The organism is Bradyrhizobium sp. CCBAU 53338, assembly GCF_015291665.1.
Taxonomy (GTDB): Bacteria; Pseudomonadota; Alphaproteobacteria; order Rhizobiales; family Xanthobacteraceae; genus Bradyrhizobium.
Genome location: NZ_CP030049.1, coordinates 486,896 through 504,978 on the forward strand (window position 1 = coordinate 486,896; position 18,083 = coordinate 504,978).

At 60.3% G+C, this 18,083-nt stretch carries 12 protein-coding genes and 6 pseudogenes; 7 read left to right on the plus strand and 11 right to left on the minus strand.

Translation table 11 applies throughout. The features are described 5' to 3' along the window. Positions 1-124: 124 nt before the first annotated feature. From groL to XH90_RS40020, 9 genes and pseudogenes are all read right to left on the minus strand, one after another. Positions 125-1,765: a chaperonin GroEL gene (gene groL, locus XH90_RS36480; RefSeq protein WP_128955104.1), complete on the minus strand. Its 1,641-nt coding sequence runs from the start codon at positions 1,763-1,765 to the stop codon at positions 125-127. Between the two features lie 46 nt (positions 1,766-1,811). Continuing rightward, the gene (locus XH90_RS36485) at positions 1,812-2,126 is read right to left on the minus strand and encodes a co-chaperone GroES (RefSeq protein ID WP_128955103.1); all 315 of its coding nucleotides are present in this window, start codon (positions 2,124-2,126) and stop codon (positions 1,812-1,814) included. 1,249 nt (positions 2,127-3,375) lie between these two features. Then, positions 3,376-4,031 (minus strand): annotated as a pseudogene (locus XH90_RS39355) (IS3 family transposase); the annotation flags it as partial. Between the two features lie 407 nt (positions 4,032-4,438). Beyond that, entirely contained in the window at positions 4,439-4,660 is a 222-nt protein-coding gene (locus XH90_RS39680; protein ID WP_308421724.1) for an aminotransferase class I/II-fold pyridoxal phosphate-dependent enzyme, read from the minus strand. Positions 4,661-4,731: 71 nt separating this feature from the next. After that, positions 4,732-4,911, minus strand: a pseudogene (locus tag XH90_RS39685) (DegT/DnrJ/EryC1/StrS family aminotransferase); the annotation flags it as partial. 1,410 nt (positions 4,912-6,321) lie between these two features. Next, the gene (gene aepX, locus XH90_RS36505; RefSeq protein WP_128930179.1) at positions 6,322-7,179 is read right to left on the minus strand and encodes a phosphoenolpyruvate mutase; all 858 of its coding nucleotides are present in this window, start codon (positions 7,177-7,179) and stop codon (positions 6,322-6,324) included. Between the two features lie 282 nt (positions 7,180-7,461). Further along, positions 7,462-8,508, minus strand: coding sequence for a hypothetical protein (locus XH90_RS36510; protein WP_128929790.1), 1,047 nt, complete (start codon positions 8,506-8,508; stop codon positions 7,462-7,464). Beyond that, positions 8,505-9,248 carry a hypothetical protein gene (locus tag XH90_RS40015; RefSeq protein WP_308421720.1) on the minus strand — a complete coding sequence of 248 codons (744 nt, stop codon included), beginning with the start codon at positions 9,246-9,248 and terminating at the stop codon, positions 8,505-8,507. The genes XH90_RS36510 and XH90_RS40015 overlap by 4 nt, the downstream gene beginning before the upstream one ends. Positions 9,249-9,256: 8 nt before the next feature. Beyond that, positions 9,257-9,679 (minus strand): TlpA disulfide reductase family protein, encoded by a 423-nt coding sequence (locus tag XH90_RS40020; protein WP_308421721.1) that lies wholly within the window; start codon positions 9,677-9,679, stop codon positions 9,257-9,259. 968 nt (positions 9,680-10,647) lie between these two features. Between XH90_RS40020 and XH90_RS39690 the strand changes: the two are divergent. Then, a pseudogene (locus XH90_RS39690) lies at positions 10,648-11,796 on the plus strand (IS256 family transposase). Between the two features lie 501 nt (positions 11,797-12,297). Here XH90_RS39690 and XH90_RS36525 read toward each other — a convergent pair. Beyond that, positions 12,298-12,459 (minus strand): hypothetical protein, encoded by a 162-nt coding sequence (locus XH90_RS36525; RefSeq protein ID WP_232995617.1) that lies wholly within the window; start codon positions 12,457-12,459, stop codon positions 12,298-12,300. Between the two features lie 441 nt (positions 12,460-12,900). On the opposite strand from XH90_RS36525, the gene XH90_RS40025 reads away from it, so the two are divergent. The 4 genes and pseudogenes from XH90_RS40025 (at position 12,901) to XH90_RS36545 (ending at position 15,935) form a co-directional block, all read left to right on the plus strand. Then, positions 12,901-13,362 carry a transposase gene (locus XH90_RS40025; RefSeq protein ID WP_128929789.1) on the plus strand — a complete coding sequence of 154 codons (462 nt, stop codon included), beginning with the start codon at positions 12,901-12,903 and terminating at the stop codon, positions 13,360-13,362. After that, the gene (tnpB, locus tag XH90_RS36535; protein WP_128929788.1) at positions 13,359-13,712 is read left to right on the plus strand and encodes an IS66 family insertion sequence element accessory protein TnpB; all 354 of its coding nucleotides are present in this window, start codon (positions 13,359-13,361) and stop codon (positions 13,710-13,712) included. The genes XH90_RS40025 and tnpB overlap by 4 nt, the downstream gene beginning before the upstream one ends. A 39-nt stretch (positions 13,713-13,751) precedes the next feature. Further along, positions 13,752-15,315, plus strand: a pseudogene (locus tag XH90_RS36540) (IS66 family transposase). A gap of 29 nt (positions 15,316-15,344) precedes the next feature. Continuing rightward, the gene (locus XH90_RS36545; protein WP_128955102.1) at positions 15,345-15,935 is read left to right on the plus strand and encodes a YecA family protein; all 591 of its coding nucleotides are present in this window, start codon (positions 15,345-15,347) and stop codon (positions 15,933-15,935) included. 123 nt (positions 15,936-16,058) lie between these two features. Here XH90_RS36545 and XH90_RS36550 read toward each other — a convergent pair. Then, positions 16,059-16,435: pseudogene (locus tag XH90_RS36550) on the minus strand (response regulator transcription factor). Between XH90_RS36550 and XH90_RS36555 the strand changes: the two are divergent. Together XH90_RS36555 and XH90_RS36560 are read left to right on the plus strand one after the other, a co-directional pair. After that, complete coding sequence (locus tag XH90_RS36555) at positions 16,407-16,763, plus strand: hypothetical protein (RefSeq protein ID WP_128955101.1); 357 nt, start codon at positions 16,407-16,409, stop codon at positions 16,761-16,763. The pseudogene XH90_RS36550 and the gene XH90_RS36555 sit on opposite strands and share 29 nt — an antisense overlap. A 137-nt stretch (positions 16,764-16,900) precedes the next feature. Beyond that, positions 16,901-18,035: pseudogene (locus XH90_RS36560) on the plus strand (IS3 family transposase). Positions 18,036-18,083: the final 48 nt, after the last annotated feature.

Here is an 18,083-nt window from a genome sequence, read left to right on the forward strand (position 1 = left end):
CACGCCTAAAAAAGGGTAACCCCGGCATTGCTGCCAGGGTTTGTGCTGTTGGATTTTGCTCAGCGAGATCCCGGATCGGCGGTACACCGCTTGCGCGCTGCACCGCGTCCGGGACGACTCGTCGTTAGAAGTCCATGCCGCCCATGCCGCCGGCGGGGGGCATCGCGGGGCCGGCAGCGGCCTTCTTCGGCAGCTCGGCGACCATGGCTTCGGTGGTGATCAGGAGCGCTGCAACGGAGGCTGCGTTCTGGATCGCGGTGCGGACCACCTTGGTCGGGTCGATGATGCCTTTGGAGACCAGGTTGCCGTATTCGCCGGTCTGGCTGTCGAAGCCGTAGGCGTACTGGTCCTTCTCCAGGATCTTGCCGATGATCACCGAGCCGTCTTCACCGGCGTTGATCGCGATCTGGCGAGCGGGAGCCGACAGCGCCTTGCGCACGATCTCGACGCCGGTCTTCTGGTCGTCGTTCTTGGTGCGCAGGCCCTTGAGCTGCTCGGAGGCACGGAGCAGGGCGACGCCGCCGCCCGGGACGATGCCTTCCTCGACAGCCGCGCGGGTCGCATGCATCGCGTCATCAACGCGATCCTTGCGCTCCTTCACCTCGACCTCGGTCGCGCCGCCGACGCGGATCACCGCGACGCCGCCTGCGAGCTTGGCAAGACGCTCCTGGAGCTTCTCACGGTCGTAGTCCGAGGTGGTCTCCTCGATCTGCGCCTTGATCTGGGCCACGCGCGCCTCGATGTCGGCCTTCTTGCCGGCGCCATTGACGATCGTGGTGTTCTCCTTGTCGATCATCACCTTCTTGGCGCGACCGAGCATGTTGAGCGTGACGTTCTCGAGCTTGATGCCGAGATCTTCCGAGATCGCCTGGCCGCCGGTCAGGATCGCGATGTCCTGCAGCATGGCCTTGCGGCGATCGCCGAAGCCCGGAGCCTTGACGGCCGCGACCTTCAGGCCGCCGCGCAGACGGTTCACAACAAGCGTGGCCAAGGCCTCGCCTTCGACGTCCTCGGCGACGATGACCAGCGGCTTGCCGGTCTGCACCACGGCCTCGAGCAGCGGCAGCAGCTCGTTCAGCGAGGAGAGCTTCTTCTCGTTGATGAGGATGTAGGCGTCGTCCATCTCAACGCGCATCTTGTCGGCGTTGGTGACGAAGTAGGGCGAGATGTAGCCGCGGTCGAACTGCATGCCCTCGACGACGTCGAGCTCGGTCTCGAGCGACTTGGCTTCCTCGACGGTGATGACACCCTCGTTGCCGACCTTCTTCATGGCGTCGGAGAGGAACTTGCCGATCTCCTGGTCGCCGTTGGCCGAGATGGTGCCGACCTGGGCGATCTCGTCGTTCGAGGTGACCTTCTTGGAGTTCTTCTGGAGGTCTGCAACCACAGCCTCGACCGCGAGGTCGATACCGCGCTTGAGGTCCATCGGGTTCATGCCGGCGGCGACCGACTTGGCGCCTTCCTTCACGATCGCCTGGGCCAGCACGGTGGCGGTGGTGGTGCCGTCGCCGGCCGCGTCAGCGGACTTCGAGGCGACTTCGCGCACCATCTGGGCGCCCATGTTCTCGAACTTGTCGTCGAGCTCGATCTCCTTGGCGACGGTGACGCCGTCCTTGGTGATGCGGGGAGCGCCGAACGACTTGTCGAGCACGACGTTGCGGCCCTTCGGACCGAGCGTGACCTTCACCGCGTTGGCGAGGACGTCGACGCCGCGCAGCATCTTGTCGCGCGCTTCAACCGAGAATTTGACTTCTTTGGCTGCCATCTGGAATTTTCCTTAAGGTGTTTGACTGGAGGGAGGAGGGAGGCTCTTAAGCCGCCTTCTTCTTGGACTCGGCGACCTCGAGAACGCCCATCACGTCGCTCTCCTTCATGATCAGCAGGTCCTGGCCGTCGATCTTGACCTCGGTGCCGGACCACTTGCCGAACAGCACGCGGTCGCCGACCTTCAGGTCGATCGGGATCAGCTTGCCAGCTTCGTCGCGGCCACCGGGGCCGACGGCGACGACTTCGCCCTGGGAGGGCTTTTCCTTGGCAGTGTCGGGAATGATGATGCCGCCAGCGGTCTTCTCTTCTGCGTCGATGCGCTTGACCACGACGCGGTCGTGAAGCGGACGGAATTTCATGCAGTCCTCCTAATATTTGCACGAGTTGAGACTTCAACCTTGTGAGCAATCGATGCCTACGAGTGCTAGCGCAGACGCAGCTGAAATAGGACGGGGCTTCTACAGGAGCAAGAGCTTCCAGCAAAAAATCACACTCAGAAGTCGTCTCTGCCAGAATCATTTATCGTAGCTAACTGGCCCGGCCGCTATTAGCGCAGTGTGAGGTTGCCCTGCTCGGCCGAGGTCTGCACGATTTCGCGGCGGATGCTCTTGGCCTGGAAGAACGCTCAGACATTGGTGCGCTCGAGAGTCTTAGTAGTTGCTAAAGCCATTCTTGGTCTCATTGACTGCTCGGATACGGCTCCGGCCGAAACGAACCCTAGCGCTGATGAACGCGCGACGTAACAGGAGTTCGCCGGGCTTGCTTCAGTGGACGGAATTCTCATCGAGTTAGCCGCGACATCCGCAACAGCCAAGGAGTGTGAACAGGTTCGGGATGCCGTCTCGTTCTAGGCAAGCCGATCTTGAAAAATAGCGCCTTTTTTCATCTCGCTCCATCGCTAACCTTGGCAGTTGACCGGAGCTGGATGAAAGCGGCCAGGGGCCGGCGGCGACCTCTTCAAGGAGCTGAACGAAACGCCCGCGCGGGAGAACTGAATCAAGACGAGATCAGCGCTCACGCAAAGTTCAATCGCGCTTCGTCCGCCCTTCTTCCGCGGTGATGCTGATGATCGTATACGCATGCTTCTCGCGTCTTATATTGCGACGAGATGGGCTTCCGGGGAGGCAACGAGATGCAACGCCCCCGGTTTCACCGCATCTTCTTCAGACCGCTCGCGAAGAGTGGGGGCGGCACACGACTGGATCGGGGGATACGCCGAGTCCGCCCCCGCATCACCTTGAGAGGATTGGTGACGCGAGTTTGAAGGTAGCAAACAAGGCGATAGCGTAGCTACTGCAACTATCTCACACCAGGATGGCTCGCATGAGGGTTGAATCGGCCGTGGCGATAGGTTGTATGCTGTTGGGTCCTCGGGTGTCCCGGCTGTGCGGAGAGAAGAAATGCCGATTGTCACGACAGCGAGCGCAAGTGACGGACAAAGAACATTGCAGACAAGACGAAAGATGTGGTTCGGAGCCTAACATCCATCAGCAACAATGCTTCGATTTTCGCCGTTAGTCGCCCCGCTCAACGCGGTCTTCAATCTCGATAGTGCGTCAGACTGACCTCTTTTTGCGCTCTGATCTTCCCCCGAGAAAGCGGACGGGTTTAAGCGGCTTTTAGCTCCATCTCGATCGGAGGGATATATCCGATGGCGGAATAGAGCCTGGTTCGATTGGAGAAGCCCGCGATGAAGGCGAAGATGTCGCGCCGGGCTTCGGCACGGGTCTGGTACTGACGATGATGAACGAGCTCGGTCTTGAGGGTGTGGAAGAACCTCTCCATCGGGGCATTGTCGTAGCAGTCGATGCGTCAGGCCCGCGGCGGTAAGGGCCGCGCGATACTCGTGTGAAGCGTACTGCACTCCGCGATCGGAATGATGGACCAATCCGGCGTCCGGCCGCTGCTGGCGAAGCGCCATCGTCAGTGCGGAGGAGACGAGTTCGACCCGCATGTGATCCGGCATCGCCCAACCGACGATCTTGCGGCTGAAGAGGTCCATGACGGCTGCCAGGTACAGCCAGTCCTCCGCCGTGGGACGTAGGTGATATCGGCCAGCCAGACCCGGTTTGGGGCCGCGGCGGTGAAGTCGCGCGCGATCAGGTTTGGTGCGATCGGCAGATTGTGGCGACTGTCGGTGGTGCGGACGCGACATGGCGGCGCCATGATCGCCCGAATGCCATGCCGTCGCATCAGCCGTTCGATCCGGCCACGGCTGGCCCACGTCCCCGCGTCCGCAGGGCGGCGTGGACTCGAGAACTGCCGCTGGCTGCTCTCGCGATGGACCTGCCGGATCTCGGCATCGGCGTCGCCTGCGTGGTGGGCCGCCACGCCGCCGATGCCGGCTCCTGCCGGAATTTGTCTATCCAGCGGCGCAGCACCGCGCAGACCGAGCTCCTTGGCGACCGATCCGATCGATCGACCACTCGATACCGCCAGTTCAACGGCCTAGCGTTTGTAGTCCTCTGTGAACCATCGAAGTTGACGTTCTGGCATTCGATACCTCCGGGCTCTCTGAGCTACTACAGGTGTCCACTTATTCGGAGGAGGTGCAGAAGTCCTATCTCACGAGCGTCAGAAAGGCGCCGATGCATCAGCCGCTCAGAGCAGCCGTCATGGATTTTGAGGTGGTGCATGATCGCGTGCTGCGCGATCACATTGGCGTTCGAGGTCATATGTCCCTGCAACTTCCTGGCCGCAGAAACGATCTCCGGGGGGCTGCTAAATAGCCCAGTCGCCAGCGAGTGATCGCCAGTTCCTTGGAGAAAGCGTTGACCAGGATCGTCCGTGAACGTACGCCGGGCTGCGCCATGACAATCGATTCATGGCGCTCACGAGTGAATACGAAGCTGGAATAGCATTCGTCGGAAAAGATCCATAACTGGTAGTTGATGCGAGGCCTCCGATAGCTCGAAGGGTACTTCGATCATAGACTGCACCAGTAGGATTGTTGGGCGAGTTGACGATAATGGATTTCGTGCGCGGTGTACCAGCGGCGCGGATTGCGTCAATATCGGAATTATATCGGGGCGGGCGGGCATCAACGAACACGGGTTTTGCGCCAGCGAGAAGAACCTGGGACGGGAATGTCGGCCGGCAGGGACGAATGGCGATGGCCTCGTCACCCGGATCCAGCAGAGCCAACGCAACATTGAGCAGCCCTTGTTTTGCATCCGCTTCGAGACTCTAACTGCCGCTGGATGAACATTCAGTGGCAGGTCAGCAGTTATAACGATATCGTTCAAATGCCAGCCGATGCCGGTTTCCGATGACAGCTTTTCGGCAACGGCGCTGCGAAGCGGCGTCAGGCCGATGGCATCCGTATAGCGGTTTATCTTGGCCTTGATGGCGGCAATTGCCCCCTCGCGGGCCGATGATGGTGGATCGATGATCACTTCACCCGCCGCCAGATCGATGATCGGACGGCGCCATCGGCAGCTAACTTAGCTGCGTCACGAGCGGCGGCAGTGCCCGAACCTAAAAGCAAAGACAGTGGTTGCGCCAGCAGGCGCTCCTCCTGAGCTGATTGTGGTCTTTCACGATCGAACCACTCGGCCGCATTTCGCGATCTGCTCAGTCATAGGTCGCGCTTCGATTACGGCGAACTCCGCAGCAGATGAAGCCTCATAGCCACTCGAGATAGGCGCTCCCTCCTCAATCCAGGCAATGCGTCCTTTCGATTGAAAAGGGCAGCAGAACGTCCTCCCGCCGGAGTATCGGAAACCGCAACGCCAAACCAATGTGCTCGAAACCGCTACTGAGGCGGTGTTCACCAACAGCGCGCGAGCGACTCCGTCGTGGCCAATCGGCGTGGCACATCGGTGGAATGTGGAACCTGCGCGCCGGATGATCGTGTCAGCGAGCCGATCACGCCCTTCCACGCTAAAGGAGAGGACGCACTGACCGTGCTGCATTTCTGCGGTCGATTGTACAGCGCATTGATCACGTGCATTGGCAAGAACAGACTGTGATTCGGGTCGCATGCGGAATTCCTTGCAAGTGACGTGTGAGCAGTCGGGCGCACGTCGGTCAAATATTTGATGCACCGACGCCACCATATCAATTGATAAGTGTGGTAGTTGATCGCACAACCTGTAAGGCATTGGCTTCAGTGGAATGCGCTCTGCAATTCAAAGATCTTCGGTGCTGTCGATGGCGTAACGCCTGAGATCGTCGCATGCATGGCTGCGAGCTGCAACTTTCGAACAGACAAGCAAGAAGCTTTTCTGTGCGGGCCTTGTAGCTCCGGACTCGATGATATCGTGCAGGGCCGCAACGATTGTCGACCTCGGGGTAGCGCCCAGAATTGCACCTGGTTCATCGTCTTAAATGGTCGTGGTCTATTGGCGAGAGGGTTGCCGCGGTTTGTTTCGTGCGGAAACCCGGAAATCGAGCCACGATCCGACAGGAGAAACGATCGACCCTTTCATTAACGGAGCTGCTGCGGCGACATCCGTTGCCTGGCCGATCATCAGATACTTTAAGCGGGACTATCGACAAGGGCGATTGAACCGCAACAATCGATCGAGAACGAGATATCGGGTGGATGAAGACCTATCCTGGGTCAAGATATCGCTCTTCCGCGCGAGCGAGTTCGTCGTACCTTAATAACTCGAAGATCTCTTCAAGGGTCGCGATAGCTGGCTCAATGCTGGCAACGCCTTCCTCAGCGATAATGCGGCCGCAGACGTGCCGCATTGCCGCAGTCGCAGCTCGCATGGAGTGATTGGCCCAGATCACGGTAGAGATGCCGGCATCACGGTATGACGAGACCGGCGTTCGATAGTATTTTGTTGGAACGATTACGACAGGTCGGTGGTTCTGCCAGGAACTCGCGAACGAGAGTATCTCGTCCGCCGTGCTCTTACGCGAGTGAATGAGGATCGCGTCGGCTCCCGCAGCGGCGTAAGCACTAGCGCGTACCAGTGCTTCGTCCATTCCATGGCCGGCGATCAGGGCTTCGATCCGAGCCACGAGGACCAAGTCTTCCGCCACTGTATCCTTCACTGCCCGCAGACGGCCGGAGAATTCATCGATATCTGCGAGCGGATGCCGATCGCCAATGAACGAGTTCATTTTCGGAAAGCAGCTGTCCTCAAGCGCGACGCCGGCAGCGCCGCGCTGACGGAGTTTCCGTGCCAGCAGGCGTGCATTGTTGAAGTTCCCGAAGCCGCCATCACCGTCAACGAGCACAGGCAGTTCGGTCGAGTCGACGATCCGCTCGACCACGTCGACGAGTTGGCTCCATGATGCTTCGTTGGCATCTCGGTAGCCAAGAGAGGAGGCGATTGCGAGGCCCGACGCCCACAGACCTTTGAATCCCGCGCGCTTGGCGATTGCGCCGGAGAGCGCATCGTGAGCTTCCATGAGGAAGGAGAGGTCGCGGTTGGAGCAGATCTGAGCGCGCAGCATTTCTGCAAGTGAGGCGCATGGTTTAGGGCGGTTGCCGAGAACTGACTGTGATTGCATCGCGACTCCTTTGTTGGGACATGTGACCGGCGGACATTCTCGGGATGTTCTGCCAGTTCTCGATCGAGGTAAGCCGATCGCGCTCGTGTGGCTCAAGCGATAGCTGACATGCATTATCTAGATAAATGCTTAGACGTGGCAGTTGACCGAACGACCAAATTATTGGCGAGCGCTGTGGGATACTTCGGGGAGTTCGGTTAAGCCCTAACATCGCACCTGCCCTGATTAACTCGCCGATCTGCCGCTCGAGCGCTGCCCGCTTGCATACTCCCTTAACAGCCACTTGGTGGTTCTATAGCGGCCGACGTAAAGCTTGTAGTTGCGGAGCCGCGCCCGCCTCTTGGCGGATTGCCGGCCGGTGCTGCCGTCCTCGTACAGTGGCTCCATGCTTATGTCGAAGTCGAGGTATGGCATCACCGTAAGCTCGAGGAAGCGAGCGCCTTCGAAGTCTTTGCCGCTATGGGCTGGTTTGTAGCTGGCACGAATCAGCATCGAGCGCAGCAGCATGTGATCCTCGCCATAGATCTGGGTGAAGATCTTGCGCTTCGGCCAGACGATCGACCGGGCGATGATTTCATTCTTGCGTTCCACATAGGCGCAGGCCAAATCGCCGGCGCCATAGGCGCGCGCCGGGTGCTCCGTGGCATTGCCGTAGCCGCCATACTTGCCGAGCTTTTCGACCGGTCCTGACATGCAGCTGGACGGGCCGACAATATAGACATGCTCGATCTCGTCCGGTGTTCGCGCTAGCTTCAGTTCGAGGCCCTGCTGATCGGCCGCGAACAGGTTGGCGAGTTGGGTGATCTCGTCCGCGCCGACGAAGTCGGCAAGGTACTTCTGCAGGTAGGTTCCGACCTTCATCTGAGTGTGGAGGTCTCGCTCACCATTTTCCACGCTCTCGGTGAAGGCAATCTTGCTTTTGTCCTTCCTGGAAACATGCAGAAAATGGTCTTTGGGAATCTGGTCGGCCCACCAGACGCCGGACGCAAAGAATGGTTTTTGATATTCGCCCCGGTCGAAGCGGGCCTGCTCGCGGCAGCGCCAGTTCGGGTCCGGTCCCTTGCGCGGGATCAGTTTACGGTTGAGGGTATTGGAAAGCCCGATCTTTTTCGACCCCCGCGTCTCTGCGATGGTTAGCGCCGCCTTGCTGGCACCGTCGACGAACGGCACGAATGTCCCGGGGGCGGGCATTTCGACGATCTGGTACATCAGGCGATGCCCGGTGCCGGCGAGCTGCGCCAGATCGGCCTCTGTGATTTTATTGTCGCTCATGCGTCATTTTCACGCGTCTGAATACTCGCCCTTAGCTTTGGCGGTGAGGCGGAGCCAAACAAAAGCGCCTCTAAAGCCTTCTCAGTGCTGTACTTGGCCAGGGCCTGAATTAACGGCCGCACATAATACTGTCTCTCTTCTTCCTGTATGAGCTTCGAATCGCTCAGCGAGGTCAGTGCCAGTTCGATCAACTCGATCGCCCGTTCCTTGTTGCCGCTCTCGTAATAGTACTCAGCGATCGCCCCATAAGACCGGAACTTATAGCCATCGGCTTGCGGTGGATTCAGCCATAAAATGTGTTCAGCCAAATCCCTGCCCATTGCAAAGCGCTCGGCAAGGGGGAGGTGCGAGGCATCATTTGCCGGATCGAAGAGTTGGGTTAGAGCCACCGTCATCAATTCCTCGGACCCTTTATCGATCGCGTCACGAACCAATTGGCGCATGACGGGCAAGCCGGCCCGTAAGTCGCGAATTTTGTGAAGCAACAGATTGACATGAATCTCACGAAGGTCGATTTCGTCCGGCATCAAGACGAGCCCCTCTTGGACCGCCGAGAGCGCCGTCGTCCAATCCTTTGCCCACAGCGCCGCCCGAAGTTTAGCGTAGATTGGCGAGGTGGGCGTTAGCTCGCGGGCTACCCGTTGGTTCTGCTCAATCCGCTTCGCGTCGGCGGCTTTAGCTTCTTCGCTGGTTCGCCAGACCCCTTGAAGAACCTTCGGCAAAACATCATTGAGTTGCATTGGATGTCCTATGAACGCGATGTGGCCGTCGCGATCGACGACGAAAGAGATGGGAATCCCGGAGCAAAACTGGGGTCTCCCCAAAGCTGCTTCATCTCGCCTGTGAAGTCGAACGCAATCCGATAGTTCAGTTTCGGAGACGTTTCGGTCAACCACGCCTCCAACTTGGTTCTGGCCTCGTCCGCCGTTGGTGCTTCTTCGCCACATGCGACTCCGATGACCTCAACTCCGCAATCTTTATATTTCTCCTGCAGTTGAACGAGATAGGGCATCGCCGCCGTCATACATCGTCCGCACCTACTTGCCCAAAATTCGACAATGTAGACTTTCCCGCACTCGAAGTTCGCAAGGGGCTGGCCACGCAGCCAACTCCCCACCTTGATGGGAGGAGCCAAAGATTCCATGCGCAGCGCCACGTTGCTGTCCGACATATTATCAAACCCTACGCGACTTATTTTGACCGCTTGTCTCTAAGAAACGGGTGGAGAGCATCGATCGCGTGCGTGCACTCAGCACTCTTAGTACTGCGTGTTTGCAATGAGTGTGCCAGCGGTCGGAGCGCGTTAGGCCTATGATCGCACTTTTGAAAACCCCCCGGCGCCCAATTCGGGCAGTGTTCTGAACCAGACGCGTTTGGCGCCAATGTCACAAACTAGACACAGATCGCGCCTTGCGCCGCCTACAAACACTGGTGTGGCGGTTGTGAGCCGACTTACAAGTATAGCTGGTGAGCTAGACGGATGGTCCGACAAAGACGAACAGTGTGTCCGCCAGCATGGCTTGCTTCGATAGCTCCGACCAGCGCGCGACTTCGTTGTGTTGCACGTCTTAGGTTTAAAGGCATGCAGAAGGGAGCTACGCACGGCATGAGAAAAGCGGGGTAACGAGGCCAGTGCCGAAGCATGCCAGAAGCTCTCAAGGAGAGCGATATGCCGCGAAGGAGATTGCAAACATATCCCATTTCGTCAGCCCGACGAGATCGACGACCCAGTGACCAATGTCCTGCGCGCCGCGGCAACTTCTGGGCAAGCTATCACGAAATTATCTTGCCACGGTAAAAGGAGTTGAAGCCGACGAAAGCGCCGTGTCCTGTGGCATGGTTATGGTCCGTCGCGAACGATCAGGCCGGCAGCGGCCCGATCGAAGTAGCGCGGCCGAATGTCGCAACCGCGGGGCGGCTCGAGATGGCGAGCTGATTCCTGCGTGAGGTTTGTCTGGCGCCGAACCGGCGTCCGGCGAAGCGGCGATCGACGTCTTAGTGGAAAATTACCGCGCCAAGTAGGGCCAGGTGATCAGATTGTCTATCAATAATCGTGCCGCGCTGCTAACCTTCTACGGCTCTCTAGCCGAACATGGGATTCACTTGCGCACGACCACCCGCAACTTCCGAAACGACGAGATGATGAAGCTTCGCGCGCCCGTGGAGAAGGCCCCAGACCTGCGCGAGATGATTGGCTTTGCCGCCAACGGCTGATGAAGCTGGAGGTCGCCGTACAGACCGGAGCGGCCTACGGCGAGCAGAGTGCCAGCGGTTGAACTACGCATTCCCAAACTGCGCAAGGAAGCTACTTCCCGGGTTCCTGGAGCCGCGCCGCATGGCTAAGAAAGCGCTGAGCGCAGTGACGAGGAGGCCTACGTGCAGGGCGTCTCGAACCGCTCGGTGGATCATCTCGTGCAGGCCATGGGCATGACCGGGATCTCCAAAAGCCGGGTCAGCCGGCTCTGCGGTGACATCGAAGACAAGGTGTGAAGGCTTTCCTCGCCTGCCCGATCGAAGGCGACTGGCCGTATTTGCGGACCGACGCCACCCACCTGAAGGTGCACCAGAATAGCCGCATCGTCTCGCTCGCGGTGTTCCTCGCGGCCGGTGTCAACGGCGACGGCCGGCGCGAGATCCTCGGCATGGACATGGGCCCGTCCGAAGCCGAGGCGTTCTGAACGACTTTTCTGCGCAAGCTCGCCCACCGCGGCCTACGTGGCGTAAAGCTGGTTGTGTCCGATGCCCATGAGGGCATCAAGGCCGCCGTCAGCAAGGCGCTCAACGCGACCCGGCAGCGCTGCCGCGCGTCCCCTTCATGCGCAACGTCTTCGCGCATGCGGCAAGAGCCGGCCGGCGCGTCGTGTCCGCCTTCATCGCCACCGCGTTCGCCCAACACAATGTTGAAGCGGCCAGGGCGCAGTGGCGCAAGGTCGCCGATCAGCTCCGGCCTCAAACTGTCCAAGCTCGCGACCCTCATGGACGAAGCCGAGCTCGGCGTGCGAGCCTATATGAGCTTCCCGGCTCCGCACCACGCCAAGCTCCACTCGACCGATCCGATCAAGGGCCTCAACGGCGGAATAAGCGGTGGACCGAAGTCGTCGGCATCTTCCCAATGAAGACGCCATCGGTCGCCTCGTTGGTGCGTTTTTGCTCGAGCAAAACGACCAATGGGTCCTCCAGCGCGCCCGCTACATGACACTGGAAACCATCGCGTCATTGAGCGATCATCGTCGTTCTGCCCGCTGTGGCAGGCTGATGCCTTCCGACCCGCCGGAACATCGGCGGTGACCTGCCGCCAGCTACACCACGCCACGGAACACGATCCGCCCAAAACGCCGTGATCGACGGGCTGAGCCGTCGCCTACAGAACTGCCGCGCGCTCAGATATGCTCCACCAGCGAACTCTCCTTTTCCATGGAAGCTCACGATGCGCTCTCCAGCGTGATCCCAAGAACGCAGGGTTCGAAGCCCGTGGGCGGCGGGCCTACCAATTCTGCCTGCTCTTTCGGCTCGCGAGACGCCAATAAGGATCATGGAGCCAACTCATCGACATGGTCGAGCGGATCGTCGACTCGACCGCACGGCCTGTGCGCGTTCACGGTGATGGCTCCTTCGGCAATTTCAATAATGCGCGCCTGCTAGCACGAGAACTTCGTCAGCGCGGGCGTCCCGGGTGTCGCGTATGAAGGCCCCGGTGAGAGCCGACGCGAACTAGTTGCCAAGGCTCGCATGATGCCATCCACGCAGCATTCCCGGGACTTGAGGCCGTCGCGAAAGCTCGACGTCGCGCTAGTCCTTATCCTCGTCGCGCTCCTGCGACGGATCTGAGATCAGCTTGAGGCGTATCGCCTTGATGATACCCAGGACGCGGGTCCTCGTATCAAGCTCTTGCCGGGCGTTCTTAACATGATAATTGACCGTATTCTCGGTGATCTTCAGTTCCTTCCCCATGACGATCTCCCTTCTGCCCCCAACTGGAGGCATTGTTTTTCGCGCTCGGATAGCTTCACTGACGTATCGTGGTTCATGTTTTAGGCGCTCCGTATTACGACCAGATCGCAATCTCTAACCAGCAAGCCGCATGCCAGTTGGGGGCTTGAGAAAATCAGGCGACAAATGCTTGAGAAAGGGCGGACGATCGATTTGCGTCGCCTTAGCGGTCGAAGCATCGCGACATAAGTCGGAAACTCAACGTCCCCTTTGCAGCACCGGCGACATCAGTCGATATCGATCAAGAAGAGCGCGGCCTAGAATGGGACCGTTTTGCTCTCTTCATCTGCGGCGACGGCGCGGTGTGTAACTGAACAGTAACCGGCATGTGGCCCCCACCGAGCCGCCGCTCGGTTTGCGCTCGATAAAGCCTGGCATGAGCTGATCGGTGGAGGTGGAACGATGGCAAATGCCATGCTTGATGCCAGGCAGGAAGATGACGCCTATCGTCGCGTCGAGGTGATCACCGGGGAGCGCCGACGGCGTCGGTGGACTAGCGAGGAGAAGGCCCGGATCGTGGCAGAGAGCTTTGAGGAGGGTGCGAACATCTCCGAGGTTGCGCGGCGCAATGGCGTTTCGCGCGGGCTGCTTACGGTGTGGCGCCGCCAAGTTGCGGCGGCGGTGGGGGGCAAGGCACCGAACTTCGAGCCAATCGAAATTGGTCCCGGGATCGATAGCGGGACAGCGGGCGAGCATGAACGTATTTCCGGGCTACAGACGAGGCCTTTGGAGATCGCCGCGCCGCCGGCCAAGGTTTGCGGAGTTGTCGAGATCGAGGTGAACGGGGCGCGCATCCGGGTCGAGCCGGGCGTTGAGCTGGCGACGCTGTCGACCGTGCTGGCGGCGCTTCGGGGTATCCGGTGATTGCGCTACGCTCTGACCTCAAGGTGGTGCTGGCGACACAGCCGGTCGATTTCCGCAAGTCGGTGCATACACTGTCGGCACTGGTGAGCGAAGCGCTGCGTGCGAATCCGTATTGTGGTGACGTCTTCGTGTTCCGCAGCAAACGCACGGACAGAGTGAAGCTTCTGGCGTGGGACGGCAGCGGCATGGTGCTGGTGACGAAGTGGTTGCACCAGGGGCACTTCACCTGGTCGCTGATCCGCGAAGGCGTGGTGCATCTCAGTGCGACACAGCTCGCAATGCTGCTCGACGGACTCGAGTGGACGCGCGTCTCGGCCAAGCTCGTGAAGCAGCCGGCAATTGTCGGCTGAGAGGAGAGGATTTCGCTGGAGCCTGCGGCGCGCGGAGGTATGGTCCATTTATGGCGATACGCCCCGGGACGTTTCCCGACTGATCCAGCCGCTCTAACGGAGATGGTGCTCGCGCTCGACGCCCAGAACGAGAAGCTGCGTGTTGCGGTGCAGACGCTCAAGGAGATGATCTTCGGGAAGCGCTCGGAACGCCTTGCCACGCTCGTGGCCGAACAGCTTGCGCTTGAGCTTGACGATCTTGAGACCAGTGTCACGCCGCCTGCAGCTGCCAACGACGATGCACCTGCGGTGAAGCCGTCCGATAAGCTACGTAAGAAGGCGCGCCGCAACATCGGCGCGTTGCCCAAGCATCTGCCGCGCTGTGAGCAGGTCCTGGAGCCGGAGGTGACGGCCTGCCCGTGCTGCCAGGGCCAGCCTCACAAGATCGGCGAGGACGTCAGCGAGGTGTTGAACGTGATCCCGGCGCTCCTGCGCGTGCTGCGCACGATCCGTCCCAAATACGGCTGCCGCGGCTGCACCGATGGCGCGGTCCAGCCAAAGTGCTGCCGCGCCTGATTGAGGGCGGTATGGCCTCGACGGCCCTCGTGAGCCATATGGTGGTCTCGAAGTTCGCCTGGTATTTGCCGCTGTACCGGTAAGTTCAGATCCTGGCCGGCCACGGCATCCATCTTGACCGCGCGACACTCGCCGGTTGGGTCAAACGTACCGCCTGGTGGCTCAGGAGCCTTTATGAGCTGTAGCTGCGGATCATTCAGGCTGCGCCGCGCGTGTTCTGCGACGAGACGCCGATGCCGGTGCTTGATCCAGGACGACATCGTCCCCGCATCTGCCAGTTCTGGGCGCATGCTATGGATCACCGGCCATGGGGTGGCCCCTCGCCGCCGGCGGTTACCTACGTATTCGCCGACGGCCGCGGCACCGAGGAGATCGCCGGACAGTTGACGGGCTTTTGCGGCGTTCTGCAGGTGGACGGTTATGCCGCCTACAAGGCCGTGGCCCGCCGTCATGGCGGCGCGATCCAGCTCGCCTTTTGTCTCGTCCATGCTCGACGCAAATTCGTCCAGGTGTACAAGTCCACGCAGTCGCCATTCGCGCGCGACGTGATTGAACGGCTGCAGGCGGTCTATGCGATCGAGGCAGAGATCCGCGGCAGCAGTGCGGAGCAGCGGCTGGCCGCCCGCCGCACCAGGAGCGCCCCGTTGATGGTGGCGCTCAATGCGCTACTGATTGAGATGAGCTGTTTTCCCAATCGAAGCTGACAGAGGCGATCAACTATGCGCTCAATCACTGGGACGGACTGACGCTGCTTCTCAGCGATGGCCGCGTCGAGGTCGATTCCAACACGGTCGAGCGTTCCATGCGCCCGATTGCCATGGGAAGACGCAACTCCTTGTTCAGCGGGAGCGAAGGCGGTGCCGAGAGCTGGGCCATCCTCGCGTCGCTCATGAACACCGCAAAGCTCCATGAGCTCGATCCGCAAGCCTATCTGACCGACGTGCTGGAGCGCATTGTCTCCGGTGGAACCAAGAGCCATCAACTGCGCGAACTGCTCGCCTGGCACTGGAAGGCGGCGCGCCAGCGCACCGCACAGGCCGCGGCATGAGCCCGGGTCGTCATAAAGCAGCGTCGTCAATGACGGCAGCCGCGATGCCACTCGAGGAGCTCGAGCGATGGCTGCAGGCTAGGGTCGATCAGCATCCTGACGCCACCAATCTCCCCATGCTCGACGGCTACGTCGCCGCAATCGTGGCCGGACCGGTGTCGATGAGCCCACTCGACTGGATCTGCCCGCTGCTCGCCATCGATGCCGATGCCTTCAACCACGGCGGCACCCCGGAGTTTGCAGCCATATCGGCTGTCGTCCTGCGTCACAACGACATCAGCAACACCCTCTCGACCGCACCCGACAGGTTCGCGCCGATGCACCGGCGTAAACCCAGTGGAGACGTCGATCCGCGACCATGGTGCCAAGGCTTCTACGCCGCGATGCGGCTCAAGCTATTGGCGTGGGCACCGTTGCTGGACATCGGCAACGTCAATCACGGCCTACTTCTACCTATCCTGCTGCACTGTCGCGACGATCAGGGCCGACCGCTGCTTGGACCGCCACGAAGCGGCCGCGAGACCAAGAAACTTCTGCGTAACGCCCACGCCGATATTCCCACGGCGGTCGAAGCCTTGCGGCAATACTGGATGCCGATCCGCTACGCCCGCGCTCACTGATCACTGCGGACGTGGGAGCTCATGCCGGTTACCTTCAAAATAACCGCGGCAGCGCAACCTACGGGAATCTCGCAATGCATCCCCGCTTTGGGACTGAAGGCCGTGGGGAGGGGGCCAAGGTCCTCACGCGTGTGTGTCGCCTGACCCCGGCAGTACAATGGTCAAACACTTGATCAACGCAGCCGTGGAAAACGGTTTGGCAAGAAAGCAGATCCCGCCAGCCTTGATCGCTCGTGCGCGCACCCCATCGCCGTGATGAAGATGAACGGCATACGATGACCGGGGCTTCGCATATGCATCAGCAGGTCAATTCCGCTCATCATGGACATTTGGACGTCGGTAATCACGCAGGTCGTCTCGGCCAATGCCGCAGCGCGCAGGAACTCCTCGGCGGAGGCAAAGGCAAGGACCGCGTATCCGTACGATGCCAGAAGATTGCTCGTTGCACTGCGAACGGATGGATCATTGTCGATGACCGAAATGATAGAAGGCTTTGACAAACTGATTGCTCGTGATCCGGGCTGCTCCGCCTGCGGAATGTTCACAGTAGAGGGGCTACGAGCCACATCAGAGGTTTGGGAGCAGCTTGAGTGTCGGGAGAAGGAGACGCTGCAAGACGCGGAACGTCTAACCGAGCAACTTCTGGACCGGCTGATTTCCGAAAGTTTGCCGGACGAATCCGTAACCCAGGATCATGTCAATGTACTGTATCGGCATTGGCCATTGCCGATGTACAATCTCGACCTCCATCCGATCCCGGTATCTCTCGAAGAGCTGAAGGCCGAGCAGGAGCGCCTCCTCTGGGCAGAGGTCGGCGACCCTCGATGACACTGACGATTTGAGTGATCAATCCGATATCAGCATGAGTTTGCGAGGTTTGAGCTGGTCCCGCAAATCTGAACAGCGCGATAAGTGGAGTTTCTGCCTGACGGCGGGCAAGATTGACCCGCGAATCAGGAGCGACGATGAGCAGACGAGCACGGCGGAACGACACTGCGGCTTTCACGGCGAAGGTGGCGCTTGCCGCCCTCAAGGGTGACGGCACGCTGGCACAACTGGCGGAGCAGTTCGACGTTCACCCCAATCAGATCACATCGTGGAAGGCGCAGCTCGAAGGCGGCGCTGCCGATGTGTTCGGTCCGGACGGCGGGAGTCGGATCGCCGAACCCACCATCGACGTGAAGTCGCTGCACACCAAGATCGGCGAGTTGACGCTGGAGAACGAGTTTTTAGAAGGAGCGCTCACCAAGGCGGGATTGCTGAGCGCAAAGCGATGATCGACCGTGAACACGATCTGCCGATCAGCAAGCAGGCGGAAGCCCTGAGCATCAGCCGCGGCAGCGTCGATTACCTGCCGCGTCCGGTGTCGCCCAAAGACCTCGCGCTGATGCAGCGGCTCGACCGGCTGCACCTGGAGTTTCCATTCGCCGGTTCGCGTATGTTGCGACGCCTACTGGCTGCAGAGGGGTGCAAGATCGGCCGCCGGCATTTCAAACCGCTGATGCGGCGGATGGGGATAAAGGCGCTGTACCGCCGTCCGCGCACCACCCAACCCGAGCCCGGGCACAAGATCTATCCATAGCTGCTGCGCGGTATGGAGATCACGCGTCCGAACCAGGTTTGGGCGATGGACATCACCTACATCCCGATGGCACGAGGCGTCGTTTATCTGGCCGTGGTGCTGGACTGGGCGACCCGCCGGGCGCTGTCGTGGCGGCTGTCGATCACCATGGAGGCCGCATTCTGCGTCGCGCCACTGGAAGATGCCATGGCCCGTCACGGCAAGCCGGAGATCTTCAACACCGACCAGGGCTCGCAGTTCACCGGCGCGGCGTTCACCGGAGTGCTCGCTGACAATGACATCGCCATCAGCATGGAGGCCGCGGCGCCTGGCGGGACAACGTGTTCGTCGAGCGGCTGTGGCGCAGCGTCAAATACGAGGAGGTGTATCTGCGGGCCTACGACAGCGTCAGCGAAGCTCGCGCCTCGATCGGCCGTTATTTGGACTTCTACAATTGCCGCCGTCCACATTCGAGCCTTGACGGCGGCACACCGGATCAAGCCTACTTCACCTCGCTGCCGCTTCGCACGGCAGCCTAAACCCGGCAGAGGCTCCACTTATCGACGCGCAGTTGCTGTTCAGACAAC